We start from the raw sequence: 25,449 nt of genomic DNA, 5'->3' as shown, positions 1-25,449 counted from the left end.
CGTCCAGGTGGAGCCACTGGCCACCCCCTATCCCCTGCTGGACTCCCTGGCCGCCCCCCAGCAAGTCCGCCACTTCACGCCGGAGCAGCTCGCGCAGCTCGCGGCGGAGGTACGGGCCTTCATCATCGCCTCCGTGTCCGAGACCGGCGGCCACTTCAGTTCCAACCTCGGCACGGTGGAGCTGACGGTGGCCCTCTTCCACCACTTCGACTTCCTCCAGGATCGCATCGTGTGGGATGTGGGCCACCAGGCCTACCCCCACAAGATCCTCACGGGCCGCAAGGACCGCTTCCCCACCCTGCGCCAGCACCACGGCCTGTCGGGCTTCCTCAAGCGGGACGAGAGCCCCTACGACCACTTCGGCGCCGGCCACGCCAGCACGAGCATCTCCGCCGCCCTCGGCATGGCCAAGGCGCGGGACCTCCAGAAGCAGGACCACGCCTGCATCGCCGTCATCGGCGACGGCTCCATGACCGCCGGCATGGCCTTCGAAGGCCTCAACCAGGCCGGCTACCTGGAGACGAAGAAGTTCCTGGTGATCCTCAACGACAACGACATGAGCATCAATCCCAATGTCGGCTCGCTGCAGGGCTACCTGAACCAGATCATGTCGGGCCAGTACTATCAGCGCTGGCGGGACCGCATCGAGCACGCCATCAAGGCCATCCCGCTGGAAGGCCTCAGCAAGGGCGTCGCCAAAGCCGCCAAGTGGAGTGAGGAAAGCATCAAGCGCCTGATGGTACCGGGCCTGCTCTTCGAGGACCTGGGCTTCCGCTACATCGGGCCCGTGAACGGCCATGACCTGAACGCCACGTCCAAGGCCCTGGCCGAGGCCAAGGAGAAGATGAAGGACGGCCCCGTCCTGCTTCACGTGCAGACCAAGAAGGGCTACGGCTACGAGCCCGCCGTGCAGGATCCCCTGAAGTGGCACGGCGTGACGGCCTTCGACGCCGAGTCCGGCGAGATCATCAAGGTCCAGGGGGACCCGGCCAAGCCGGCCCCGCCCAGCTACACCAGCATCTTCGGCAAGGCCCTGGTGGACCTGGCCCGGCGGGACGAGAAGATCGTGGGCATCACCGCCGCCATGCTCGACGGCACCGGGCTCAACCTGCTGCAGAAGGCCTTCCCGGACCGCTGCTTCGACGTGGGCATCGCCGAGCAGCACGCCGTCACCTTCGCCGCCGGACTCGCGGCCCAGGGCATGCGGCCCGTATGCGCCATCTACAGCACCTTCCTGCAGCGGGGCTTCGACCAGGTGGCCCACGACGTCTGCATCCAGGACCTGCCCGTGACCTTCGCCCTCGACCGGGCCGGCATCGTGGGCGCCGATGGCCCCACCCACCACGGCCTCTATGACCTGGCCTACCTGCGGTGCCTGCCCAACCTCATCCTCATGGCCCCCAAGGACGAGAACGAGCTGCGGCGCATGCTGCTGACGGCCCTCTACTGCGGCCATCCCGCCGCGCTGCGCTACCCCCGTGGCAACGGTTTGGGTGTGGCCCTGGAGGAGCCCATCACGGCCCTGCCCGTGGGCAAGGGCGAGCTGCTGCGCGAAGGGACCGACCTGCTGCTCTGCGCCCTGGGCGCCATGGTGGAGCCGGCCCGGAGGATCGCGGAGGTTCTGGCCGGGGAGGGGATCTCCTGCGCCGTCATCAACGCGCGGTTCGTGAAGCCCCTGGACGGTGCCCTCATCCATGCCTGGGCGGGTCGCTGCAAGGCCGTGGTGACCCTCGAAGAAGGCTGCGCCCCCGGCGGCTTCAGCGGGGCCGTGGCCGAGTCGCTGGCCGACGCGGGCCTGATTCGGCCCCTCCTCCGCTGCGCCGTTGCCGACCACCTCATCCACCATGGCGATCCCAAGCGCCTGCTGGAAGAGGAGGGCCTCAGCCCCGAGGCGCTCGAAGACAGGATCCGGACTTTCTTCCGCGACATCTAAAGTAAAACCTTGCGAAAGACGAATGGAATTCCTATGGTTGGTCCCAACCCGCCGTAGCAGCGCGCTCTTTTCCCCGAGGCTCTCGTGAGGTCATCCCTTATCTACGCGTCCATCCTGGGCGCCCTCCTCTGCCTAACCTCCGTGACGGCTTCGGCCCAGGCCTGGGATGCGGCCGGCAAGGCGACCAGCTGGGCCAAGCAGGACCGGGATGATTCCTTCACCTTCTATGACGCCTCCACGCGCAGCCTCTACACCTGGGTCCGGGATGGCGGCCTCCTGGGAACCCTGCCCCTCGGGAAGCTCGATGAGGAGCCGGAGCGCTGGGTCATCGACCCCCGCAACACCGCATGGATCGCCCACGGGACCTCGCTGACCCACATCGACCGGACCGGCCGGGTCCTGGACCGCGTGAAGCTCCACGCCGAAGTGAGCGATGTCTGCTGGGACGCGGTGGGCATCATCCTCTCCTTCCGCACCTCCGAGCCCTATGTCGAGAAGCGCGACTTCCGCAACGCGGAGGTGATCTGGTCCTTCGGCGCGAAGCCCTCGAAGAAGGACGGCCCGGCCCCCCAGAACCGGCGCCCCCTCGCACTGGACGACAGCGGCAACATCCTGATGGCCGACGGCAGCTCCCTGAACCTCAGCATCCTGGACGCCAACACCGGCCGGAAGATCGGCGAGACCGCCCTGAAGTTCCACGGAGCCCCCGCCCCGGCCCTCGAGGGCGACACCACCAACCGCGGCCCCCTGGCGGTCTGGGTGGGCAAGGGGGTGATCTTCGCGGCCGTGAAGGCCTCCCAGGTGCCGGCCGCCCAGCGGGGAACCCTCCAGGGCCTGGCCCTGGCCCGGCTGGACCTCCCGCACGCCACCCTCGACTTCCTGCCCACCGGCCTGGACGAGAGCCACATCCTGGTGGGTGTCCTCGATTCGGATGCGGTGTTCGTCAACCCCAAGGGCGGCCTGATGCTGGTGGGCGTCAAGTAGCTCCGGCAGCCCGCGCCGGGGATCACCGGGCCTGATTCAGGACCCGCTCCCGATCCAGGTAGGGGATGGTCCGCCAGGCGTTGGGCACGGTCGGATTCAGCACGGGATGGGCCAGGACATAGGCCAGCAGCAGGTTGCGCTGGGAGGTTTCGGTCACCAGGTCCGGGGCGCCCTTGAAGCCGATGGCCTCCATGTAGCCACCGCCGCCCCACAGGCGGTAGGTGGAGAGGGCGAGCGTGAAGGTCTGGGCGGGCTTCACGGGCTGGCCCTGGAAGCTGAGGCCGACCACCCGGCTGCCGACCGGCCGGCCCAGGTCCAGCGCGTAGGCCACGCCATCCACCAGGTCGAAGTCGTGGATGGGCACATCGCGGTTGTAGAGCTCCGGCTCCCAGCTGTAGGTGTAGTGCCGGGCCGCGTGCTCGAGGTAGGCCTTGAGCTGGGCGCCGGTGATGCGGATGCGCGCCACCTGGTTCTCGTAGGGTGCCAGGGCGTAGAACTGCCGCACGCTGGTGGGGCCCTTGGGGATGAAGAGCTTGGCCCCGGGGCTGGCCGCGGCGGAAAGCTGGGCCCCCGTGGCCTGCCGCTGCACCTGGTGGATGAGCTGCATCAGGGGCGTGTCCTCCATGCGGGACCAGCGGCTGTCCAGGTCCACCACCAGGCTGGTGGCGGCGGTGTCGAGGTAGCGGTCCGTGGCCGTGCGCAGGTCCGCGGTCAGGCTCAGCACCTCCGGATCCACCGGCGTGTCGGACTCCGGCCGGATGAGCCTGCCCTGGCTCGCGACGACCTGCCAGCGGCCCCGCTCCTTCCGCAGGCTCAGGTCCACCACGGCGAGAGCGCGCCCATGGGCTTGGGCCTGCAGGATGGGAATCCCCTTGTGCTCGGTCTGGATGGCCTGGTGGGTGTGGCCCGTGAGGATGGCATCGAGGCCGGGCACCTGATCCGCCAGGCGGAGCGCCTCATTCTCGTCGCCCTCCCTGCCATCGACCTGCCCCAGGCCCGAGTGGACCAGGGCCACCACCACGTCGGCCTTCTCCTTGTCGCGGAGGCGGGGCACCAGCTCGCGGGCGGTGGTGACGATGTCCCGGAAGGCCAGGCCGGCCCCGTTCTGCGGTCCCGCCAGGACGGCGGTTCGAGGGGTGGTGAAGCCCACGAGAGCCACCCGGATGCCGCCGACGGTCACCAGGACATGGGCGGGAAAGGCCTGGCCGCCCTTGGCCGTGTGGGTGTTGGCCGACAGGAAGGGGAACCGGGCCTGCTTCTCCACCTCGTGCAGCAGGTCCTGGCCGAAGTCGTACTCGTGGTTGCCCACGGCCATGGCGGCATAGCCCAGGGCGTTCATGATGGCCACGCTGGGCTCCGGGAGGTCGCGGCGGAGGGTGTTCCGCACGTAGTTGAGCGGTTCGCCCTGGATCGTGTCGCCGCAGTCCACCAGGATCGTGTCCGGGTTCAGGGCCTTCTGGCGGCGGATCAGCGTGGCGACCTTCGCCCACCCCTGGTTCGCGGGCTGGAGACTGAAGGTGTCCTCGGCCATGACGTGCCCGTGCATGTCCGTGGTGCCAAGAATCTGAATCCGGGCCTCTTGGGCCTGGAGGCCCAGCGCGATCAACAGGATCCAGAACCAATGGCGCATGCAGCCTCCGGGACCGGCCGCCAACCCGTGGTTGGATGGGACCGTCTTCAAGGGTAAACTTTCCCTTCACCCAAGGATGCCCCCTCTTTCCGGAGCCCACATGCAAGAAGTCCAGATCAAGGCCCCCAAGCATGAATTCACGCTGCTTTGCGATGACATCCGCCAGGAGATGGGCGGCAAGACCTCGCTGATGGGCCTGTACGACCACCACATCGTGGTGCCCCAGGTGCCCTTCACCCTGCCCAAGGTGTGCTTCTACACCCGCTTCTCCCGCATGGACGGCCAGTTCAAGTTCGGCTTCTCCATCGTGAGCCCCACCGGCGACCGCAAGGATGTGATCCGCGACAGCGACGTGCAGATCCCCGACGGCGCCAAGGAAGGCACCTTCAACGTCATCGCGGCTCCCTTCGAAGTGACCGCCGAGGGCGTCTACGAGGTGATCATCGCCCTCACCAAGGGCGCCGACCGCTTCGAGTACATCTACAAGTTCGCCATCTCCGACGCCAGCCGCCTCCAGGCCGAGTACGAGAAGGCCATGGCCGAGGCCGGACAGGGCGGGAACTAAGTAGCTCTCAGCTGTCAGCTTTCAGCTATCAGTGCGGCGCCCCCTCGGGCGCCGCGCTTCATTTCAGCCGACCCAGGCGGCTGGTCGCTTCTCGGGAGGGCAGGCACGTGCAGTTCCGGCATCTGGAAACCTTCGCGATGGTGGCGGCCACCCTGAATGTCACGCGCGCCGCCGAACGGCTGCACCTCGCCCAGTCGAGCGTGACCGAGCAGGTCCAGGCCCTGGAGCAGGACCTCGGAACCGCCCTGTTTGACCGTTCTGGCCGGAAGCTGGCCCTGACCCCCGCCGGGGCCCGGCTGCTGACCTACGCCCAGGAACTCCTGGACCTGGCCGCGGAGGCCCGGAACGCCGTGGCCGACTCGGCGACGGCCATGGCGGGCACCCTGAGGCTGGGCGCCCTCGAAACCCTCGCCTCGGGCCGGGTGCCGGCGCTGCTGGCGGCCTACGGCCGGGCGCACCCCGGCGTGAAGCTCGTGCTGGGGACCGGCAACAGCCGCGAGCTGCGGGAACGCGTGAAGGGCCGGATCCTGGATGCCGCCTTCGTGCTCGGCCCCCAGGGCGGGGACCCCGACCTCCAGGAAGAATCCGTCGGCGAGGAGCGGCTGGTGCTGGCCATCCCCCCGGGCCACCGGTTGGATGGCCTCGGCCCGGTCCGCCCCGGCGACCTGGCCGCCGAGGCCTTCCTCGCGACGGAACCCGGTTGCGTCTACCGGCACCTGCTCGACCGCGCCTTCGAGGCGGCCGCCCTCCCCCCACCCAGGATCGCCGGGGAGTTCAGCAGCCTGGGGGCCATCCGGTCCCTCGTGGAGGCGGGGTCGGGTTGCGCTCTGGTTCCGTTCGCCGCGGTGGCCGAGGCCGTCCTGCGCGGGAGCCTCGTGGCCCTCCCCTGGGACGGCCCCCTCCGTTCTGCCCAGATCACCCTGTTGTGGCGGAAACACCGGGAGCCGTCGCCTGCGCTCGGGTCGTTCCTGGCCTTGTGCCGCCAGGGGCCCTGGTTTGTCAAATGAGGCGATGGCCGCCATCCACGTGAAGCACCGCACCCGTGATGAATCCATTCCGCATCACGGCCTCGATGGCTTCGGCGATGTCGGTGGGTCTTCCGATCCTCCCGACGGGCAAGCGTCGCGCCATGCCTTCCAGGATCTCGGCCTTGCCGGCCCCCGCGACGGCCTCCCAGATCGGCGTGTCCACCCACCCGGGAGAGACCGCATTCACCCGAATGGGCGCCAGTTCAACGGCCAGCGCCCGCACCAGCGACTCCAGCGCGCCGTTGGCCGCCGCCACCAGGGAGCCTTTCGGCAGCGGGCGATGGGCGGCGATGCCGGAGGTGAAGGTGATCGTTCCTCCGGGGGCCAGCCTCGGCGCGCCGTGCTTGGCGAGCAGCCAGGGGCCGATCACCTTGGAGTCCATCACCCGCCGGGCGGCCGCCACCTCCAGGTCCGGGAGCGGGGCGTAGGCGCCGCTCATGTCGGCCGCCGTGGTCACGAGGTGATCCAGCGGTCCGGCTTCCTCGAACAGCCGGACCACATCCGCCTCCTCCGTGGCATCCGCCACGAGGGTCCTGGGCCGCCCCAGAGCGGCCAGCTCGGTGCAGGCCTTCGCCAGCCGCTCCGGCGATCGGCCCGCGATCGTGACGGCATCACCCTGGGCCAGCAGGCTTCCCGCCAGAGCGAGCCCCATGCCCGAGCTCCCACCGACGACGAGGATGTGGCGGGGCAGGCGTGCGTTCATCATGTCCATGTTCCTCCTTCCCGCTGGATCCCCCGGCGGATGGGGGAGTATCCCGGCGGAAGGGCCCCGATCGGAAACGGGAAGATTCGATGGGAGCCATCGGAGCCTCCGATGGCCCTCCCGGATGGGCCGCGTCCACCGGGCGCCGTTGCCTCTAGACTGGAAAGCGGAGGCCAACAGGGCACCATGTCCGACCGTTACGCCAAGCAACGCATCTTTCTCGGCCGCGAGGCGGACGGGGCCCTGCGTACCAGGCGCGTGGCCGTGCTGGGCCTGGGGGCCCTGGGCTCCGTCATCGCGCCTTGGCTGGCCCGGGCTGGCGTGGGCCACCTCACCCTCATCGACCGGGACCTGGTGGAGACGAGCAACCTCCAGCGCCAGCTCCTCTACGGCGAGTCGGACCTGGGACGGCCCAAGGCCGAGGTGGCCGCGGAACGGCTGCGCGAAGCCAACTCTTCCATCGAACTGGAAGCCGTCGTGGCCGACCTCACCAGCGGCAACGCCCGGGAGCTGCTGTCCGGCTTCGACCTCATCTGCGACGGCACCGACAACTTCGAGGCCCGCTTCCTCATCAACGACGTGGCCATCCTCACGGGGACACCCTGGATCTACGCGGGTGCGATCGGCGGCGAAGGCGTCGTCTGGCCCCTGAACCCGCCGCACACCCCCTGCCTGCGCTGCCTCATCGAAGAACCCCCGGCCGGCGGCGACGTGGACACCTGCGACAGCGCCGGCGTGCTGGGCCCCGCCGTGGGCGTCATCGCCAGCTGGGCCGCCCTGGAGGCCATCAAGATCCTCACCGGGAAGACGCCCCATGCCGACCTGGCCCGCTTCGACTTCTGGCACGACGAGCGCCAGTTCCTGAAGCCGCCCAAGACCCGCTGCCGTTTCTGCACGGGGAAGATCACCGAGTTCCTGGACGCGCGGTGGACGCTGAAGGCCAGCGCCCTCTGCGGCCTGGAGGGTGTGCAGATCCGCGTGAACCCACCCGGGAAGCTGGACCTGGCGGCCCTCAAGGCTCGGTTGGAAACCCGCACCCGCAGCCCCTGGAGGCAGGCCGGAATGATGCTCAAGGGCCAGGAGGGCCCCGACGAGATCACCCTCTTCGCCGACGGCCGCGCCCTCGTCCACGGCCCCATGACCCCCGAGCGCGCCCGCAGCTGGTACACGGAAGTTGTCGGGTGCTGAAGGTTGAAAGAATTGAGATAAGCGGAGGAAAACGGAGGGGCGGAGGAAAGCGGAGGCACTTCCTGAAGTAGCCCGCTGAGGCCCCCGGGTTCCTTTCTCCGCTTTCCTCCTTTCCTCTGCTGCCCTCCGCTTTCAACATTCCTTAGCTCTGATGAATAGGTGATGCCCCGATGCTGAAAGTCCTTCTCGCCTCCCGGAACGCCGGCAAGCTGCGCGAGTTCGCGGAGCTCCTGCCGGGCGTCACGCTTGTGCCCTGGCCCGCCGAGGCACCGGAGCTGTCGGAGACGGGCGCCTTCTTTCAGGACAACGCCCTGCAGAAGGTGGAGGGTGCGCGGGCCTGGTGGCTGGCGCACGGCCGGGAGCCCGTGGATGGCGTGCTGGCGGACGATTCCGGCCTCTGCGTGGATGCGCTGTGGGGCGGCCCGGGTGTGCTCTCCGCCCGCTTCGCGCCGGACCTGCCCGCCTACCGCGACAAGAACCGGCGCCTGCTGGCCATGGTCCCCGATGGGGCGGACCGGTCGGCCCGGTTCGTCTGCGTGCTGGCCTACGCGCCCCTCCGCGGCGAGCCCCTCACGGCCAGCGGGGCAGTGGAAGGCTCCCTGGCCTTCGATCACCGCGGCGACGGCGGCTTCGGCTACGACCCCATCTTCATCCCCGACGGCTTCGACCGGACATTCGGCGAGCTGCCCCCGGAGACCAAGCACACCCTCAGCCACCGCGCCCGGGCTTGCGCGGCGTTGCGGGAGCGGCTGGCCCGGCTTCCGCGCTAGCGTGGAAGCATGACCTGGAAGCGCGATCCCCGGACCTGGCTGGCCATCGCCGGCGTGCTGCTGCTGTGGTCCTCGGCCTTCGCCGGCATCCGGGCCGGCCTGCGGATCACGCCGGCGGGCATGCCGGGCCTGGATGGCTACGGCCCCGGCGAGCTCGCCCTGCTGCGCTTCGGCACGGCCTCCATCGTCCTCGCGCTGTACGCGCTGGCCACGCGCATGCGGCTGCCGGAGCGGCGGGACCTGCCCGTGATCGCCCTAGCCGGTTTCCTGGGCATCAGCGTCTACCACGTGGCCCTCAACTTCGGGGAACTGACGGTCCAGGCGGGCGCGGCCTCCCTGCTCATCGCGGCAGGCCCGGTGTTCACCGCCCTGCTCTCGGCCCTCTTCCTGGGCGAGCGCCTCACGCGCCTCGGCTGGGGTGGCATCCTGGTGGCCTTCACCGGCGTGGCCCTCATCGCCCTCAGCAGCGGCCGGGGCCTGCGCTTCACGCCCGGCGCCCTGCTCATCCTGCTGTCCGCCGCCGTGGCCGCCGTCTATTCCATCCTCTCCAAGCGGAGCTTCCGCCGCCATTCCGCCTTGGCCTTCACCTGCTACTCCATCTGGGCGGGCACCCTGCCCATGCTCATCTTCCTGCCGGGCCTGGTCCACCGCATGCCCATGGCCGTGCCTTCGGCGACGGCGGCCGTGATCTACCTGGGCGTCTTCCCGGGTGCCATCGCCTACGTGCTGTGGAATCTCGCCCTCTCCCGCATGCCCGCCTCCCTGCTCTCCAGCTTCCTCTACCTCTCGCCGGTGCTGGCCAGCCTCATCGCCTGGGTGTGGCTCGGCGAGGTGCCGTCCCTGCTCACCATCCTGGGCGGCGCCATCGCCATCCTGGGCGTCATCCTCGTGCAGACGAAGGGCCACCGTCCCGCCGCGGGGTGATCCGGCCCGATCTCCAGGCGGGGCTCAGGGCGTGGTTTGCGGGAGCTCTGCCAGGGCCCTCAGCGCCCCCCGTGCCTCCGCTTCGGCCCGCGCGGGCGGCCAGGCGGCCATCTCCTGCAGGGTGTGGGCCCGGGCCAGGTGGCGGATGACTTGGAGTCCCAGCCAATACCCCGTCCGGTCCGGCAGGTCGCCGCGAGACCCTGCCGGCGAGGCGTTGAACCACCGTCGGAAGGCCTCCGGATGCGCCGGGTCGGCCGCCAACCGGTCGGCATCCGCGAGAAAGTGTCGGCTGAGCTCGGGCAGCCGATCCAGGGGCAGCGCCCCCAGGTCCTCCTGGAGCAGCCATTGGCCCTCCGTGCGGTCGGGGGCCAGGGTCGCGCTGATGAAGGTGGCGATCCCCTCGGCGAAGAGGGGCAGCAGCAGCGTGGCCCCGGGCATCACCCCATCGTTGAGCACGCCGGCGCGGCGGGCGTGGTAGAGGTGGAACAGCTCGTGAGGCAGGAGGACACTCAGGTCGGCGTCCTCGAGGGCCAGCGAATCCACCGCCAGCAGCAACACCGGGGCGCCGTCCGGCCCCACGGCGCTCTTGGCGTCGAAGCCGGGGGCCAGCACCAGATGGACCGGCGGGCGAGCGGGCGCGTCGGGGAAAAAGGCCTTGAACCGGGCCTGCGTGCCGGGGAGTGCCTGCTCGAGCGCCCGCTCCTCCGCTGGAATCCGGGCCGCGAGGCGCCTGTAGGCGTCGAACCGCTGCCGGAGCAGGCGGGCTTTCCGGGCCCCTCCGTCGGGATGGTCCCGCGTTTCCCAGACGGCCGCGTCGTAGAGGGCCCGGCGCGGCGCCTCGATCATCCGGTCCCAGAGGGCCGCCTGGACGTCGAAGGGTCGGCCCTCGGCCCGGGCCCAGAACGCCTGGAAGGCCGCCGCGGCGGAAGCCGCCGATTCGCCCGCCAGCGCCGGAGTCGCGAGGATCGAGACGAGAAGGGCCGCTGTCCCCACCCGATGGATCATCACCGCTCCAGGAAGAGCCGCGGGTCCACGCGGGCGTTGTTGAGGCTGAGGGACCAGTGCAGGTGCGGCCCAGTGGCGCGCCCCGTCATTCCCACCTCGCCCAGGAGGTCGCCAGCCTTTACCACCTGGCCCTGGGTCACCATGACCTTCGACAGGTGGGCGAAGAGGCTCACCACGCCTTCGCCGTGGGCCAGGAACACGGCGTTGCCGCTGAAGAAGAAGTCGCCTGTGAGCACCACCACGCCCGCGGCGGGGGCACGCACGGCCTGGCCCGCCGGAGCCTTGATGTCGAGCCCCGCGTGAGGGGCCCGGGGCTGGCCGTTGAAGATCCGCCGCAGGCCGAAGGAGCTGGTGAGGTCGCCAGGCGTGGGCTGCTGGAAGCGCAGCGTCGGCACCTGTCCCTCGGGCCAGGCCTTCCAGGCGGGTCCCATCAGCGCCTGCTCCCGGGCGATGCGCGCCTCGTCCTCGGCGTTCGGCGTCACTTGGCGCTCGTCCTTCAGGCGGATGCGCTGCTCCGGGTAGCGCTTGGGACGAATGGTGAAGGGGATGGACCGCCCCTCCACCTCGATCTCCTGCCGCCCCGGCTTCGCGCTGAGCGGGATGCCCACCACCGCCACCCAGCCCCGGCCGCTCCGCCGCACCAGCACGGGCTCTCCGCGGTAGGTCGCCTTCGGCGCGGTCTTCCCGCCCGCGAGAACCACCACTGCCACGCCACCGGGGACGGGGGAGGGTTTGAAGGGAAGCGGCGCGCGTTCCATGCCGAGCAGCAGAGGCCCCGCCGAAACCAGCAGGATCGCGGCGCCTGGCGCACTAAAGCATCGGGGCATGGGCCCTCCGGGGCTCCCGCCGGGGAGATCCCCAGGATAGCTGGCCATGGCGCTCAGCCGGCGAGGTCCGCCCCCAGTCCCGCCTCCCGCATTTTCACGGCCTCCTGGTAGGCGGCCAGGACGGCGGTGCGGACGCGGAGGTACGAGGTGTCGGTGACCTTGGTGTTGAAGGTCAGGGTGGCCACGAGGTAGTCGCGGCCGTCCGGCAGGGTCTGGGGGGTGCTGACCTGGATCTGGGGCGGCATGATGGCGGAGGAGCTGCCCTCCCGAAGGTCCACCGACAAGCGCTCGCACCAGGCCTGGAGCCGCGGCGTGAGCGCCAGACCCTCGTCGGGGGAGGTCACCATCACGCGGCCATAGAGCGTGAAGAACAGCCGCAGCTGCGGAGGGTCGAAGGCATGGTTCAGGTAGCCCGACATGCTCGCGATCTGCTGGAAGTCCTTCAGCAGGGCCTGGAGCTTGGGACTGGCCTGGGCCGGGCTCATCCGCGGGTTCCGTATCCGTACCGGCCCACCAGCAGGTCCAGTCGCTTGCGGGCGTCCTCGGTGACCGCCTCGGGGGCGGTGAAAAGGGCCGCCTTCAGGGCATCGCCGCAGGCGCAGGTCCGCGGGGCCCCGGAAAGGCCGGGCACCACCGCGCGCAGCAGGCGCTGGGCCTTGTCCACGTTGGCGTGCATCACCTCCAGCACCGAGGCGGCATCCACGCCCTCCTCTTCCTCGCGCCAGGCGTCGTAGTCCGTCACCAGGGCGATGCAGGCGTAGCAGAGCTCCGCCTCGCGGGCCAGGCGGGCCTCGGTCACCTGGGTCATGCCGATGAGGTCCGCCCCCCAGCTCTGGTGCAGGCGGCTCTCGGCGCGGGTGGAGAAGGCCGGTCCCTCCATGCAGACGTAGGTGGCGCCCCCCTCGATGGGAATGGACAGGGCCTGTCCAGCCTTGAGCAGGGCCGCGGTCGTGTGCGCGCAGACGGGCTCCGCGAAGCTCACGTGGGCCACCAGCCCCTCGCCGAAGAAGGTGTCCTTCCGGTGGCGGGTCTTGTCGATGAACTGGCTCACGAGGCGCAGCTCGCCGGGCTTGTGGCGGGCCTGGAGGCTGCCCACGGCGGAGACGGAGATGAGGCGCTCGACGCCCAGGGACTTCAGGGCCCAGAGGTTCGCGCGGTAGTTCACCTCGCTGGGGGTGAAGCGGTGGCCTTCGCCGTGGCGGGCCAGGAAGGCCACGGGGATGCCGTCCAGGGCGCCGAGGTGCACGGGACCCGAAGGCGCGCCGAAGGGAGTCTGCACCAGCTCCGTCCGGTCGAGGGAGAGCCCCTCCATCCGGTAGAGTCCACTGCCGCCGATGATGCCGATGGGTGCTCGCATGCGGCCATTGTACTTGCGGAATCCACCGGCGCCGTGGTTCTCTGAAGCCTGACAATTTCGTGCTGGATGCACGGGAAGCAGGTGAGACTCCTGCGCTGCCCCGCAACGGTATGCACCACGCCCACGCGTCACCGGGTGTGAGACCTCAAGTCCGAGTCACTGGGATCGTCCCGGGAAGGTTCGGAGGGCGCCGAAAGGCTCCTGTCGCGTGCGAGCCCGGAGACCGGTCCCGCACCTCACCCCCCGTCGCGGGAACGGGCCGGGCCATTCCCCTGCGGGACGCCCAGCCGCCGCGACCTCATGCGTGGAGGCATGATGGGTTCTGCCCGCATTCTCTTCTCCCTGGCGGCCGTGTCCGCCCTCTCCGTGGCCGGCGAGGCCGACCACAAGCCCGCCGAGGCCACGGTCACGGTCAGCGCGGAGTCCCAGCCCGTCGAGGTCGCCCGCACGCCCTCCCCCGTCCGCATCGTGGAAGCCGAGGAGCTGGCCCGCCTGGGCAGCCGCACCCTGGCGGACCTGCTGGAGGTCCTCCAACCCGGGGCCGTGATGGCGAGTGGCGGCACCGGCAAGCAGGCCTCCGCCTTCCTCAATGGCACCCTCAGCCGTAACGTGGTCGTCCTGCTGGACGGGATGCGTCTCAACGATCCCACGGCCCCCAGCCCCGACCTGGGCGCCCTCAGCCTCGTGGGCATCGCGCGGGTGGAGCTGGTCCTCGGCCCCTCATCCGTGCTCTACGGCAGCGACGCCATCGGCGGCGTCATCGCCCTCACCAGCCTGGGCCGCGGAGCCGACGGCTGCCACGGCGAGGCCACCCTGAAGGGAGGTACCGACGGCCTGCGGAGCGGCTCCGCCCAGGCCCAGGTGACCGGCTCCCGCGGCTGGATCGCCGCGGGGGCCGAGGCCCAGAAGCAGGAGAGCGGCTTCCCCGACGACACCTTCCGCCAGGCCGGCGGCTTCCTGCGGATGGGAGCGAAGCTCGGCGAGGCGGACCTGACCGCCTTCTACCGCAACAGCGGCCAGACGGCGACCACCCCCTTCACCACCTTGGGCTTTCCGGCGGTACGCGCCTACGAGCCCCAGCGCGAGATGCGCACGCGCCAGGAGAGCTGGGGTGCCGGCCTGCGTTGGGCCCTGGCGCCCACCCTGTCGCTGGAGAACACCCTCCAGGCCCTGGAAGGCCGCACGGGCGATCCCGGCGGACCCCACCGGGAGCAGACGGACCGGGACTTCCGGCGCGTGGAGGACCAGCTGACGCTGCACTGGACGCCCGCCCCCGCGTTCCGGATCTCGGGGCGCCTGGAGGGTCGCGTGGACACGGCCCACGCCCGGAACTACTACGACCCGAACACCTACGCCGCCATTCCCTACCGGGGCGAGGGACACGACCTGGCCGGGGCCCTGGAGCTGCGCTGGACCCTCGCCGAGGGCCTGGACTGGGTGGCCGGCCTCCGCCGCGACGCCGGCCACCGGGACCTCACCCGCACCGACACCGGGCTGCGCAGCCGGGCCGGGAGCGCGGAAGCGGGCACCTGGCGCATGGGCCTCAACTGGCGGATGGCGCCCGAGCTGCGCCTCTACGCCAGCGCGGGCCAGGGCTTCCGCATGCCCAGCACCACGGAGTTCGCCCTGAACGCCCAGGCGGAGAGCCAGGACGCCACCGCCTATCCGATCCATCCGGAGCGCAGTCGCACGATCCAGCTGGGCGCCACGGGCCAGTTCGGCGGCCACTGGGAATACCGCCTGGAGGCCCAGCGCACCCGCGTGGACGAGCTGCTGGCCTATGTCTACGACACCAGCTGGTCCTGGCCGCCCCTCTTCACCTCCCACTACGCGAACCAGGGCTCCATCCGGGCCCAGAGCCTGGAGGGCGCGCTGGGCTGGCGGGGTGGCGAGGCGGTGGCCTACGGCTGGGACCTGATCCTCCGCAGCCAGGAGACCCGCGACCTCGACCACAACACCGAGGCCGACCGCTTCGGCCAGCAGACCACCGCCATCCTGCGCCACCCCTTCTTCACGGGCGCCGTGGCGGCCTTCGTCCAGTCCGGGGCCTGGCGCGCCGATGTCCGCTTCGCGCGCATCGGCCCCCGCTACGACCTGAACGACACCACTTACGAAATCCTCTCCACCCGCAAGCCCTACCGCGACCTGGCCGTGGGCCTCTCCCACGAGCCCGTGAAGGGCCTGACGCTCTCCCTGCGGGGCGAGCACCTGCTCCAGCCGAAACAGACGGTCCAGGATTGGCTCAGCGGCCGCTACGATCAGGACGGCGATGCCAGCCTGGTCTACGGCTTCCCGGCCCCCGGCCCCCGCTGGACCCTCGCCGTGACCTGGAGGTGGTGATGCGACGCTGGCTTGCCCTCCTGCTGCTGGCGCTCCTTTCGTCGATCGCGGGCCTGCCCCTGCTGGCCGCGCGGCCACAGCGGGTGGTGAGCCAGACCGTGGGCACGGACGAGCTGCTGCTGGCCCTGGCAGATCCCGGCCAGATCGCCGCCCTGAGCCACATCGGCCGCGACGCGCGGTTCAGCGCCGCGGCCAGCGAGGCCCAGCGGTTCCCGGCCCTCAAGGACAGCGACGCGGAAAGCGTGCTGCGCTTCCGCCCCGACCTGGTGCTGGCCGCCAGCTTCACCCGTCCCGAGACCCTGGCCCTGCTCCGGCGGGCCGGGGTCCGGCTCGTGGTGCTGGACCGCTTCGACACGCTGGAGGATGTCTACGCCAGCCTGCGGTCCCTCGGCCACGAGCTGGGCCAGGAGGCCCGCGCCGAGGCCCTCATCACCCGCTGCCGGGCCCGGGTGCAGGACCTCGCCACCCGACTCCGGGGGGTGCGGCCCACCCGGGTGCTCACCGCCGGGGCCTATCCGTTCACCGCGGGCTCGGGCACCACCTTCCAGGACCTCTGCGACCACGCCGGGGCCGTGAACGTGGCCGCGGAGGCCGGCCTCAAGGGTCACGCCCCCACGCCTTCGGAGAAGCTCCTCACCTGGAACGCCGAGGTGCTGGTGGTCTCGGGAGACCGCCCGGACGGCTCCGACATCCGCGCCAAGCTGGCGGAGATTCCCCACTACCGCGTCCTGCCTGCCTTCAAGGCCGGGCGCTTCGTGGTCCTCCCCGGCGCCCTGATGTCCAGCGTCTCCCACCACCGCATCGACGCCTACGAGCGGCTGGCACGGGCCCTCCATCCGGAACGTTTCAGGTGAGAGCACGCCTGGCCGTCCCGGCGCTGGTGGCGCTGCTGGTACTGGCCTTCCTGGCCTCGCTGGCCTTCGGCGAGCTGCGGCTGTCCTTCGGCCAGGTGCTGTCGGCCCTCGGCGGCAGCGGAGATGACATCGCCCGGACGGTGGTGCGCGACTTCCGCCTACCCCGGGCCCTGGTGGGCCTGGCGGCGGGCGCGGCCCTGGGCGCCAGCGGCGTGGTGATGCAGGCCTTCTTCCGCAACCCGCTCGCCAGCCCGGGCCTGCTGGGCGTCAGCAGCGGCGGGGCCCTGGGCGCCGTGGCCGTGCTGGCCCTGGCCCCGGCGGGTGGTTTCGCGGCCGCCACGATCTGGGCCCTGCCCGCCGCCTCGGTGCTGGGCGCCTTCGGCGCCACCGGCGCGGTGCTGATGCTGGCCCAGCGGGGGGCCGGCACCGAGCGGCTGCTGCTCTCGGGCGTGGCCCTGAACGCCCTGCTCGGGGCGGGCACCAGCTTCCTCCTCACCACCACCGCCGGCCACTTCGAGGTGAACGCCCAGATCCTCTTCTGGCTCATGGGCGGCCTGGAGAGCCGCAGCTGGGAGCACGTGTGGATGGGGGTGCCGGCCATCCTCGCGGGCTGCCTCCTCCTGCTGCCCCTGGGCCGGGCCATGGACCTGCTGAGCCTCGGGGAGCACAGCGCCCAGAGCCTGGGTGTGGACGTGCGCCGCCTGCGCCGCCAGCTCATCGTCCTCTCCACCATCCTCACCGCCCTAGCCACCGCAGTAGGCGGCATCATCGGCTTCGTGGGCCTGGTGGTGCCGCACATCCTCCGCCTGGCCTTCGGCCCGGCCCACCGGCGCCTGCTGCCCTATTCCATGCTGGGTGGCGCGGCCTTCCTCCTCGCTTGCGACCTGATCACCCGCCTCTTCCCCCTCGGCCTGCGCCTGGGCGTGGTGACGGCCCTGGTCGGCGGCCCCTTCTTCCTGTGGCTGCTGCGGAGGCCGCGATGACCGCCGCCCTCCACGCCTCCCACCTCTCGGTGCCGGGTCGCCTCGAGGCCGTGTCGCTGGACCTGGGCCCCTGCGAGCTCGTGGCCCTGGTGGGACCCAACGGCGCGGGGAAGTCCACCCTCATCCAGGCCCTGGCGGGGCTGCTGCCCGCCCATGGCACGGTCCTCTGGAATGGACAGGCGCTGTCGCACATTCCCGCGGCGGAGCGCGCCCGGAGGCTCGCCTGGGTGGGCCAGGAGGCGCACTTCGAGTTCGCCTTCCCCGTGCGAGAGGTCGTAGCCCAGGGGCGCTACGCCTGGGGCGACGACCCCACCGGCGTGGTGGAGGCCCTGGCGGAGCTGGACCTGGCCTACCTCGCCGACCGCCCCGCCACGCGCCTCTCGGGCGGCGAGCGCCACCGAGTGAGTCTCGCCCGGGCCCTCGCCACCCAGGCGCCCATCCAGCTCTGGGATGAGCCCGTGGCCCAGCTGGACGTGCGGCACGCCCTGGAGGTGATGCGTCTGGCCCGGCGCCTGGCCAGCGGGGGTGGAACGGTGCTGGTGAGCCTCCACGACCTGCGCGCCGCCTACCGCTTCGACCGCGTGCTCGTGCTCGACCGGGGCCACCTCGTCGGCGACGGCCGCCCCCACGAGGTCCTCACCGCCGCCCTCATCCGTCAGGTCTTCCGCGTGGAGGCCACCTTCGTGGAGAGCCTGGTGCCGGAACTGCCGTGCGAGTGACCTGCCCGGTGCACGGCACACGCCTCAACCTCGACGCCCCTCCCCAGCGTGTGGTCAGCTTCGTCTCCAGCGCCACGGAGACGCTGGTCGCGATCGGCTGTGAAGCGGCGTTGGCGGGTGTCACGCCCTACTGCGGGCGCTATGTCGACCACCTCCAGGCTCCCGTCGTCGGGGACTACCTGCAGGTCGACCTCGACGCCCTCCGGGCCCTGGACCCCGACCTGGTCCTGGTGACCTCCGGCATCCAGGCCACCCTCGGACGCCGGCTGGCGGAGGCGGGCCTTCCCGTCTACGCCCTGCCCCTCCCCGCCAGCCGGTTCGGCATCCTGGAAAACCAGATCCTCCTGGGCGGACTCATGCACCGCGTGGCCGAAGCCAGGGCCCTCTGCCGCCGCATGGAGGCCGGCTTCGCGGAGCTGGCCGGGTCGCCCGGCCGTCGTCCGACCGTCTTCGTCGAGCTCTGGTGCGGGAGGCACCTCCGGGGCGTCGGGGGACTCTCCTTCATCCATGACCTGGTGGAGCTGGCCGGTGGACAGCCCGCGCCCGCCCTTGCTTCCGAGGCCTATCCCCATCCCGACCTCCCGGCCGTCCGAACCGCCCGCCCCGAGGCGATCGTCCTGTTCCAGGAACCCGAGCACCCGGTGGACGCCCGGGCCCTGCTGGCGGAGCGGGGCTGGGACTGGAACCCGCGCATCATCCATTCCGGCATCGCCAGGGGCCGGAACCTCATCCACGACGGGCCCAGCTACCTCGACACGGCCCGGTGGCTGCGGGCCCAGCTTCAGGGCTGACCGTTCCGCCTCAGCACCCACCCCAGCCCCACCGGCCCGGCCACGGTGGTGAGGAGGAGGGCGCCGATGATGCCCGCCTGGATGTCAGGGCTCAGCAGGGGAGTGCCATGCCACTGGAGCTGGGCGCCGGTGGCCACGAAGATGAGCCCCACCTCGCCGCGGGGCACCATGCCCCAGCCCACCACGGCCGCGCGGGTGCCCCGGCCTCCGGTGTAGCCCGCCACGTACTTCCCCACCACGCCCAGCAGGGCCAGCACGGCCGCGAAGCCCAGGGTCGCGGGCCGGAAGAGGGCGGTGGGATCCACCTTGGCCCCCATGAGCACGAAGAAGAGGGGCGACAGCACCATCACGAGGGGATGCACCAGCTCCTCCAGGGTGTGCCGTTCACGGCGCTCCAGGTCCTCGATGTGCGCAGGCTCAAGAATGAGGCCCGCCGCGTAGGCGCCCACGATGGAGGCCAGGCCCGCCAGGCTGCCCAGCCAAGCCAGCAGGAAGGCGAAGCCGAGGCCCAGCGGCAGCAGCACCTGCTCGCCCCGGAACCGGCTGGCCAGGCGGAAGAGGCGTGGCGTGGCGAGGCGGCCCAGCGTGAGCGCGGCCGCGAGGAAACCCAGGGCGAGGAGGAGGGTTCTCGCCAGCTCGGAGCCCAGGGAGCCGCCTGATCCGCCCGGCCCGCCCGTGGTCGAGGCCCCTACGAGACCCGACACAGCCACCAGTACCAGCAGGCCCAGCACGTCGTCCACCACGGCGGCGCCCACGATGATGCGGCCCTCCACCGAATCCGCCGCGCCCTTCTCCCGCAGAACCTGGGCGGAGATGCCGATGCTGGTGGCGCAGAGGCAGGCACCGATGAAGAGGTCCAGCACGAAGGGCGAGCCCGCGGGCAGCAGGAGCCAGGCCCCCGCCAGACCCGCGGCCATGGGCGCGACCACGCCGATGGAGGCCACCCGCAGCGAGGCCGCGCCCACCTTCATCATCTGCGGCACGGTGGATTCCAGGCCCACGGCGAACATGAGGACCACCACGCCGAGACCCCCCAGCAGCTCGGCGGCGGGAGAGGCCGCCACTTCTGGCACCAGGGGCCAGGCCCGGTGCAGGGCTGTGAGGGCCAGCCCCGCCGCCAGCTCGCCGGTGACCGCAGGAAGCTTCAGGCGCACGGCCAGCTCGCCACCCACCTTGGCGGAGAGCCACAGCAACGCCAGCAGCATCAGGGTGCCGGCGAGAGGGTCGTGAACCAGGAAGGCCAGGGTCATCCGGTGCCTCGGGACAAGATTTGACCCGAGGATACCTCACGGTTCACAGACATCCCCGCTCAGGGGCCCCAACGGGCCACCATCACCGAACGGGCGCCCTCAGCTCTCCGCCGTCCCGGTTCCTTCGGCCTGCTTCAGCCAGGGCAGGTGATGGACGTGGATGCGGCCCTCGAAGGTCACGTGAAGCCCGTCGCGCGCGGCGTCCTGGTGGTTCAGCACGGAGCCCCGCGCCCGGGTCTGGTCCAGCACGGCCAGGTCGATGTCGCCCACCAGCACCATCTCGGAGTTGGCGGCGGCCTCCGTGGCGATGCCGTCCATGGGGAAGGGGAAGTCGGAGGGCGTGTAGACGCCGCTCTGGGCGTACTGCGCCGTGAGGTCCGTGATGAGGGGCAGGCTGCCCACCATGCCCGCGGTCACCACGTAGATCTGGTTCTCCACGGCCCGGGCCCGGGCGCAGGTGGTGACGCGGCTGTAGCCCCGGCGGTCGTCCGTCAGGTAGGGCACCACCAGCAGCTGGACCTCCTGCTCCGCCTGGATCCGCGCCACCTCGGGGAACTGCACGTCGTAGCAGATGGACACGCCCATCCGCCCGAAGTCCGTGTCGATGATGTGGATCTCCTGGCCCGGCTCGAAGTGCCAGACGTTCCGCTCCGTGGGGGTGAGGTGGAGCTTGGGCTGGTGGACCGGCCCGTGGCCCGGCACGAAGATGGAGGCCACGTTCTGCAGCTTCCCGTCCACGAAGCGCGGGTGGGTGCCCGCCACGATGATGCGGTCGTACTTGCGCGACAAGTGGAGGAACAGGCCCTCGTAGTCGGTCGTGAAGCGCTCCGCCAGCTCCCGCATGGCCTCGGGGGGCGGGAAGCCGGGCCGCAGGCAGCTCAGCAGCTGGACCGCCAGCAGCTCGGGAAACACGATGACGTCCGCGTCGTAGTCGTCGCCCACATCCACGTAGTTCTCCACCTGGGTGGCGAAGGCGGCGAAGTCGGCCACAGGCCGCAGGGCGTACTGGATGCCGCAGACCCGCACCGGGCGGGACAGGAACGGGGTGGGAGCCTTGAAGCGCATGCCGTCGCCTCCTCAGAGTTCCATGACGATAAGGGCAGCGTGGCCCAGGGTCTCCGGGTCCGGAGCGTAGTCCCGCAGCACCCCGCGGACCTGGAAGCCCACGCGGAGCTGCTTGGACAGGGTGGGGTCGAAGATCCGGCCGGCCACCACGGCCTCCACGTAGGCCTCGGGGCTCATCTCGTGGGCCACGCGGTGGTAGCCGGCGATGCGGGCCCCGGCCACGAAGGCGCGGCAGCCCAGACGCCGGCCCAGCTCGATGCGGCCCTCGTAGAGAAGCCGCCCGATGCCCTGGTCCTGCCAGGCGGGATCCACCGCGATGTTCACGCCGTAGAGGGCGTCCCCCTCGGGATCATGGGTGGACAGGCTGCCCCGCCCTGTGATCAGGGACCAGGTGTGGGGGGCCAGCGCCGCCGCCAGGGGCACCCGCTGGGCCGTGGAGGTCCCGACGAGGCGCTCGCCCGCTTCCACCACCATCTGGCCCTCGGGGAACCGCTCGATGTGGCGCAGGAGGTTCTCGGCGGACCACACGGCCTCTGGGCCATGGGGCGGCGGATAGACGCGGGCCATCAGGTCCCGGATCCCGGGCACGTCGTCCGGGCGCCGGAGGCGGCGCAGCACGGGGGTGGGTGGGCCGAGCTCGTCCATGACGCTCCCGGAGAGGCCCCCAGGTTAACCCACGCCGCCAGTCTGCCCGTTCGGGCTAGCCTGGGACATGCCTTGGATCGACCTCGCCGCATGGATCGCCGCCACCCTGCTCCTCGCGGGGCTGGCCCTCCTGCGCCGGCACTGGACCCGGCTGCCCGCCCTGGCCCCGGATCCCGCCCTGCCAGCGGACCCGCCCTCCGTGTGCCTCTGCATCCCCGTCCGGAACGAGGCCCTCGAGCTGCCCGCCGCCATCGACTCCTGGCTGGCCCAGGACTACCCGGCCCTGCGGATCGTCGTGGTGGATGACGGCTCCACGGACGGCAGCCCGGAGATCCTCCAGGCCCGTGCGCAGGCCCGACCGGACCGCCTCCGGGTCGTCCGCAACGACCGCCTGCCCCCGGGCTGGCTGGGGAAGAATCACGCCCTGGACCTGGCCGTCCGCCAACCTGAAGCCCAGGGCGCCGCATGGCTGCTCTTCGCGGATGGGGACGTGCAGGCCTCGCCGACCCTGCTGCGCCGAGCCGTGGCCTTCGCCCTGGCCCAGCCGACGGACATCCTGGCGTTGATCCCCGGCGTGGACGCCGTGGGACCTGCCGAGCGGGTGGTGCTGCCCCTGGCGGCCTCGGCCTTCCAGCTGCTGGTGCCGCCCCACCAGGTGCCCAATCCCCGCCATCCGGCCTTCTGCGGCGTGGGAGGCTTCACCCTGGTCCGGCGGGAGGCCTACGAGGCCGCCGGTGGCCACGCGGCGGCCCCCCTGGAGGCCATCGACGACATGATGCTGGCCCGGCGGATGAAACAGGCCGGCTTCGTGAACCGGGTGGCCCGGGGCGGCCCGGACCTGCACCTGCGGATGTACCACGGCCTGGGGGAACTGGTGCGGGCCATGCGGAAGAACGCCGCCGCCCTGCCCGCCTGGGGGCTCCTCCCCCTGCTCCTCCCGCCCGTGGCCCTGGTGATGCTCGCCCCCCTCTGGCTGCCCTTCACGGGCCACCCGGGCCTGGCGCTGCTGCTCTGGCTGCTGGTGCCCGCCCTGGCGGGGGACGTCCAGCAGCGCATGACCGGCCGGCCCATGGACCTGCTCTGGGCCCTCTGGCCCCTGGATGCCCTGGTCTTCGCGGCCGGCACCGCCTGGGCCTTCGCGGACCGCCTCCGGGGGGTGAACCACTGGCGTGGGCGGGACGTCAAGCTGCGCTAGGCTGGTGGACCCGGCCCTCGGGGGTGGCCGAAAAGATTTTCTTGTTTTTTTCGCTTTTTGAATCCATCCTGGAAAGCACCCCTTCCGGAGGACCCCATGGCCGCAGCCGAACAAGATGACCGCCTGAAAGCCCTGTCCCGCACCGTGGCCGACATCGAGCGGGCCTTCGGCAAGGGTTCCATCATGAAGCTGGGCGACCGCATGAGCCCCGCCGAGGGCCTCGAGGTCATCAGCACCGGCTCCATCGCCCTGGACAGCGCCCTGGGCGTAGGCGGCGTGCCCAAGGGCCGCATCGTGGAGGTCTACGGGCCGGAAGCCAGCGGCAAGACCACCCTGGCCCTGCACATGGTGGCCCAGGCCCAGAAGAAGGGCGGCCTGGCCGCCTACATCGACGCCGAGCACGCCCTGGACCCCGAATACGCCAAGAAGCTGGGCGTGGACGTGGACAACCTCTTCATCAGCCAGCCGGACAGCGGCGAGCAGGCCCTGGAGATCTGCGACCAGCTCGTGCGCAGCGGCGCCCTGGACATCATCGTGGTGGACTCCGTGGCCGCCCTGGTGCCCAAGGCCGAGATCGACGGCGAGATGGGCGACAGCCACGTGGGCCTCCAGGCTCGCCTCATGAGCCAGGCCCTCCGCAAGATGACCGGAACCATCAGCAAGACCCGCAGCTGCGTCGTCTTCATCAACCAGATCCGCATGAAGATCGGCGTGATGTTCGGCAATCCCGAGACCACCACCGGCGGCAACGCACTGAAGTTCTACGCCTCCGTGCGCCTGGACGTCCGCAGCATCCAGAGCATCAAGGGCAACACGGGCGATCCCCTGGTGGCCGCCAAGGACGAGGACTCCTCCGTGGTGGGCAAGAAGACCAAGGTGAAGGTCGTGAAGAACAAGGTCGCCCCGCCCCTCAAGATCGCCACCTTCGACATCATGTACGGCGAGGGCATCAGCCGCACCAGCGAGCTGGTGGAGCTGGGCACCCAGCTGGAGATCATCCAGAAGAGCGGCTCCTGGTACAGCTACAAGGACAGCCGCCTGGGCCAGGGCGCCGAGAACGTGAAGAAGCTCTTCACCGACAATCCCGAGCTGGCGGACGAGGTGGAGGGCCTCATCCGCGAGCGCCTCGGCATGAAGAGCACCGCCGTGGAAGTGTAAGCATCATCGACCTGCGCGCCCTTGGAAGGGGTCGGCAGACGGCGGCGGTCCCCCAAAGGCCGCCGCCGTTTTTGATCTGACCGAAGGCGAAAGACGGGAACGCGAAGGGTGCGAAGGGGTAAGTCAAGGACGCGAAGGCGGCTCCATTGCTCCGGCACAGGACATCCGGGCCTACGGTCTCTGGTCCACTGATCGCGCCCGCAGGGCGTCTTGGCGCCCTTCGCGTTCCCAATCTTTCCGCTGGGCGGGTGAAGCTAGTCCTTGTCCTGCACGCCCAGGCCAGCGCCCCGGAGATGCTTCGGCAGGGGCGCCGCGCCCTGGGCGCTGAACGGGGCGCCGGCGGGGGCCACTGCCTTCGGTGCGGAGGGCCGGGACCCCGGCTGCACCCCGGGCTGGGCCTGGAGGGACTTCATCTGCTCCGCGGTGGCGAAGGGCTCCAGGCGGGCGATCTGCTCGGCGGTGGGGAAGCCTTCGTAGCGGACGCGCCGGGGCCCCCAGATGTCCACGGCGGTACCGCGGACCTCGTGCATGCGGGGCAGGGACTGGCGCCAGTAGATCCCCAGCGGCTCGCCGTCCGGGCCGGCGAAGCCGATGAGATCGGCCTCGGGAAGCAGGGTCGGGGCCCCGTCGGTCCAGGTGGCCATGGTGAGGGGCTTGCCCTGGCCGGTCTTCAGCAGGAGGACCGGGGCCGGGCGTCCCAGACCGGGGTCCAGGTCCTTCTCCTGGTTCCGGAGGGCCTCCAGGAAGTCCATGTTCTTCAGCTCCCGCTGGGGGGCCGACATGGGATGGGGCTCCTGGAGCCGGGCGGTCACCAGCTTGTCGCCGATGCGCTCCAGCACAGCCAGCTGGAGGGGCTGGGCGCCAGTCTGGCTCCCGGCTTGGCCCTTCGCCTGGAGGGCCCGGCCCACTTCCTCCATGAGCTTGGGCAGCAGGATCTGGGGCGCCGCCAGCAGGGTGTCCGCCGTGGGGATGGCCAGGAAGGGATGCTGGTCCTTGAAGAGGCCGTGCCAGACCTCGGGGAGCAGCAGGCGGGCCGCGTCGGCCCCGTCGTGCCAGGGCGCCTGGTAGATGCCCGAGGGCAGCCGCACGAAGGCGCCCTCGCTGCGGTGGCGCAGGTGGTCCAGGGCCAGATCCAGCACGTCCTCGGCGGGCTGGTCCCAGATCCGCAGCCAGGCGGCGGGCATCACCACCTCAGCCACGCGGATCCGCGCCGTCAGGCCGTCGATGAAGGCGTGGCTCCAGCGGCCCTCGCGCTCGGCCCGCCAGGTGGGCACCAGCTCCGGGAGCAGGTGGTCCTGGGCGTCGATCCAGGGCTCCGGGAGGGGCAGGCCCAGCCGATGGGTCTCCGCCACCGCATCTGCCCAGGCTTCACGCTCTTCCGCCCGGCGGTGGGCCTCGAAGGTCGGCACGAGCGCCTCCAGCCCCGGCAGGGACGCGGGCAGGCCCCGGGTCTCCAGCAGGGTGGCCAGCGACGGCAGGGGCGCCTCGTCGGCGCGGGAACGGAAGCGATCGAAAAAGCCCATGTTCAGCGGTCC

General features: G+C 71.1%; 24 protein-coding genes and 1 riboswitch. Of the genes, 14 read left to right on the top strand and 10 right to left on the bottom strand.

Features of this window, described 5'->3' with window-relative positions:
- Positions 1 to 7 precede the first annotated feature (7 nt).
- Together dxs and MLG87_RS08015 are read left to right on the top strand one after the other, a co-directional pair.
- Positions 8 to 1,933 carry a 1-deoxy-D-xylulose-5-phosphate synthase gene (gene dxs, locus MLG87_RS08020; protein WP_243294680.1) on the top strand — a complete coding sequence of 642 codons (1,926 nt, stop codon included), beginning with the start codon at positions 8 to 10 and terminating at the stop codon, positions 1,931 to 1,933.
- A gap of 84 nt (positions 1,934 to 2,017) precedes the next feature.
- Positions 2,018 to 2,917, top strand: a complete 900-nt coding sequence (locus tag MLG87_RS08015; protein WP_243294679.1) for a hypothetical protein — start codon at positions 2,018 to 2,020, stop codon at positions 2,915 to 2,917.
- 22 nt (positions 2,918 to 2,939) lie between these two features.
- Here MLG87_RS08015 and MLG87_RS08010 read toward each other — a convergent pair whose 3' ends face one another.
- Positions 2,940 to 4,547 (bottom strand): bifunctional metallophosphatase/5'-nucleotidase, encoded by a 1,608-nt coding sequence (locus tag MLG87_RS08010; protein ID WP_243294678.1) that lies wholly within the window; start codon positions 4,545 to 4,547, stop codon positions 2,940 to 2,942.
- 100 nt (positions 4,548 to 4,647) lie between these two features.
- Here MLG87_RS08010 and MLG87_RS08005 point away from each other — a divergent pair, with 100 nt between their 5' ends.
- On the top strand, positions 4,648 to 5,112 hold the full coding sequence (locus MLG87_RS08005) for a DUF6941 family protein (RefSeq protein ID WP_243294677.1): 465 nt from the start codon (positions 4,648 to 4,650) through the stop codon (positions 5,110 to 5,112).
- A 107-nt stretch (positions 5,113 to 5,219) separates the two neighbouring features.
- On the top strand, positions 5,220 to 6,119 hold the full coding sequence (locus tag MLG87_RS08000; protein WP_243294676.1) for a LysR family transcriptional regulator: 900 nt from the start codon (positions 5,220 to 5,222) through the stop codon (positions 6,117 to 6,119).
- Here MLG87_RS08000 and MLG87_RS07995 read toward each other — a convergent pair.
- Positions 6,112 to 6,846, bottom strand: a complete 735-nt coding sequence (locus MLG87_RS07995) for an SDR family oxidoreductase (protein ID WP_243294675.1) — start codon at positions 6,844 to 6,846, stop codon at positions 6,112 to 6,114. The genes MLG87_RS08000 and MLG87_RS07995 overlap by 8 nt on opposite strands.
- A 183-nt stretch (positions 6,847 to 7,029) precedes the next feature.
- Here MLG87_RS07995 and MLG87_RS07990 point away from each other — a divergent pair, with 183 nt between their 5' ends.
- The 3 genes from MLG87_RS07990 (at position 7,030) to MLG87_RS07980 (ending at position 9,725) form a co-directional block, all read left to right on the top strand.
- Entirely contained in the window at positions 7,030 to 8,031 is a 1,002-nt protein-coding gene (locus MLG87_RS07990) for a ThiF family adenylyltransferase (RefSeq protein ID WP_243294674.1), read from the top strand.
- Between the two features lie 170 nt (positions 8,032 to 8,201).
- Complete coding sequence (locus tag MLG87_RS07985; RefSeq protein ID WP_243294673.1) at positions 8,202 to 8,801, top strand: non-canonical purine NTP pyrophosphatase; 600 nt, start codon at positions 8,202 to 8,204, stop codon at positions 8,799 to 8,801.
- Between the two features lie 9 nt (positions 8,802 to 8,810).
- On the top strand, positions 8,811 to 9,725 hold the full coding sequence (locus MLG87_RS07980) for a DMT family transporter (RefSeq protein WP_243294672.1): 915 nt from the start codon (positions 8,811 to 8,813) through the stop codon (positions 9,723 to 9,725).
- Positions 9,726 to 9,749: 24 nt separating this feature from the next.
- Here the strand turns inward: MLG87_RS07980 and MLG87_RS07975 are convergent, their stop codons facing one another.
- The 4 genes from MLG87_RS07975 to mtnP are packed head-to-tail and all read right to left on the bottom strand — an operon-like array spanning position 9,750 to position 12,914.
- Positions 9,750 to 10,730 carry a DUF2268 domain-containing putative Zn-dependent protease gene (locus MLG87_RS07975; protein WP_243294671.1) on the bottom strand — a complete coding sequence of 327 codons (981 nt, stop codon included), beginning with the start codon at positions 10,728 to 10,730 and terminating at the stop codon, positions 9,750 to 9,752.
- The gene (locus MLG87_RS07970; protein WP_243294670.1) at positions 10,730 to 11,557 is read right to left on the bottom strand and encodes a peptidoglycan DD-metalloendopeptidase family protein; all 828 of its coding nucleotides are present in this window, start codon (positions 11,555 to 11,557) and stop codon (positions 10,730 to 10,732) included. The genes MLG87_RS07975 and MLG87_RS07970 overlap by 1 nt, the downstream gene beginning before the upstream one ends.
- 53 nt (positions 11,558 to 11,610) lie before the next feature.
- Positions 11,611 to 12,042 (bottom strand): hypothetical protein, encoded by a 432-nt coding sequence (locus MLG87_RS07965; RefSeq protein WP_243294669.1) that lies wholly within the window; start codon positions 12,040 to 12,042, stop codon positions 11,611 to 11,613.
- Positions 12,039 to 12,914, bottom strand: a complete 876-nt coding sequence (mtnP, locus tag MLG87_RS07960; RefSeq protein WP_243294668.1) for an S-methyl-5'-thioadenosine phosphorylase — start codon at positions 12,912 to 12,914, stop codon at positions 12,039 to 12,041. The genes MLG87_RS07965 and mtnP overlap by 4 nt, the downstream gene beginning before the upstream one ends.
- A 47-nt stretch (positions 12,915 to 12,961) precedes the next feature.
- A riboswitch (cobalamin riboswitch) is annotated at positions 12,962 to 13,160 on the top strand.
- A 66-nt stretch (positions 13,161 to 13,226) separates the two neighbouring features.
- On the opposite strand from mtnP, the gene MLG87_RS07955 reads away from it, so the two are divergent.
- The 5 genes from MLG87_RS07955 to MLG87_RS07935 are packed head-to-tail and all read left to right on the top strand — an operon-like array spanning position 13,227 to position 18,601.
- On the top strand, positions 13,227 to 15,254 hold the full coding sequence (locus MLG87_RS07955; protein WP_243294667.1) for a TonB-dependent receptor plug domain-containing protein: 2,028 nt from the start codon (positions 13,227 to 13,229) through the stop codon (positions 15,252 to 15,254).
- On the top strand, positions 15,254 to 16,108 hold the full coding sequence (locus MLG87_RS07950) for an ABC transporter substrate-binding protein (RefSeq protein WP_243294666.1): 855 nt from the start codon (positions 15,254 to 15,256) through the stop codon (positions 16,106 to 16,108). The genes MLG87_RS07955 and MLG87_RS07950 overlap by 1 nt, the downstream gene beginning before the upstream one ends.
- Entirely contained in the window at positions 16,105 to 17,091 is a 987-nt protein-coding gene (locus tag MLG87_RS07945; protein WP_243294665.1) for a FecCD family ABC transporter permease, read from the top strand. Before MLG87_RS07950 ends, MLG87_RS07945 begins: the two co-directional genes overlap by 4 nt.
- Positions 17,088 to 17,810 (top strand): ABC transporter ATP-binding protein, encoded by a 723-nt coding sequence (locus MLG87_RS07940; protein ID WP_243294664.1) that lies wholly within the window; start codon positions 17,088 to 17,090, stop codon positions 17,808 to 17,810. The genes MLG87_RS07945 and MLG87_RS07940 overlap by 4 nt, the downstream gene beginning before the upstream one ends.
- On the top strand, positions 17,801 to 18,601 hold the full coding sequence (locus MLG87_RS07935) for an ABC transporter substrate-binding protein (protein WP_243294663.1): 801 nt from the start codon (positions 17,801 to 17,803) through the stop codon (positions 18,599 to 18,601). Before MLG87_RS07940 ends, MLG87_RS07935 begins: the two co-directional genes overlap by 10 nt.
- Here the strand turns inward: MLG87_RS07935 and MLG87_RS07930 are convergent.
- From MLG87_RS07930 to MLG87_RS07920, 3 genes are all read right to left on the bottom strand, one after another.
- Positions 18,592 to 19,851: a cation:proton antiporter gene (locus tag MLG87_RS07930; protein ID WP_243294662.1), complete on the bottom strand. Its 1,260-nt coding sequence runs from the start codon at positions 19,849 to 19,851 to the stop codon at positions 18,592 to 18,594. The genes MLG87_RS07935 and MLG87_RS07930 overlap by 10 nt on opposite strands.
- Before the next feature lie 99 nt (positions 19,852 to 19,950).
- Positions 19,951 to 20,916: a carbon-nitrogen hydrolase family protein gene (locus tag MLG87_RS07925; RefSeq protein WP_243294661.1), complete on the bottom strand. Its 966-nt coding sequence runs from the start codon at positions 20,914 to 20,916 to the stop codon at positions 19,951 to 19,953.
- A gap of 12 nt (positions 20,917 to 20,928) precedes the next feature.
- Positions 20,929 to 21,561, bottom strand: coding sequence for a GNAT family N-acetyltransferase (locus tag MLG87_RS07920; protein WP_243294660.1), 633 nt, complete (start codon positions 21,559 to 21,561; stop codon positions 20,929 to 20,931).
- 67 nt (positions 21,562 to 21,628) lie between these two features.
- Here MLG87_RS07920 and MLG87_RS16090 point away from each other — a divergent pair, with 67 nt between their 5' ends.
- Both MLG87_RS16090 and recA read left to right on the top strand, forming a co-directional pair.
- A complete protein-coding gene (locus MLG87_RS16090; RefSeq protein WP_279341184.1) occupies positions 21,629 to 22,756 on the top strand; it encodes a glycosyltransferase in 1,128 nt (375 codons plus the stop codon).
- Between the two features lie 96 nt (positions 22,757 to 22,852).
- Positions 22,853 to 23,914, top strand: coding sequence for a recombinase RecA (gene recA, locus MLG87_RS07910; RefSeq protein ID WP_243294659.1), 1,062 nt, complete (start codon positions 22,853 to 22,855; stop codon positions 23,912 to 23,914).
- Between the two features lie 254 nt (positions 23,915 to 24,168).
- Here recA and MLG87_RS07905 read toward each other — a convergent pair whose 3' ends face one another.
- Positions 24,169 to 25,437 carry a hypothetical protein gene (locus tag MLG87_RS07905; RefSeq protein ID WP_243294658.1) on the bottom strand — a complete coding sequence of 423 codons (1,269 nt, stop codon included), beginning with the start codon at positions 25,435 to 25,437 and terminating at the stop codon, positions 24,169 to 24,171.
- Positions 25,438 to 25,449: the final 12 nt, after the last annotated feature.

The sequence above is a fragment of the Geothrix mesophila genome (assembly GCF_022808835.1).
In the GTDB taxonomy this organism is placed as follows: domain Bacteria; phylum Acidobacteriota; class Holophagae; order Holophagales; family Holophagaceae; genus Geothrix; species Geothrix paludis.
The sequence above is the reverse complement of the archived record's forward strand: the minus strand, read 5'-3'. Positions and strand labels throughout refer to the sequence as shown.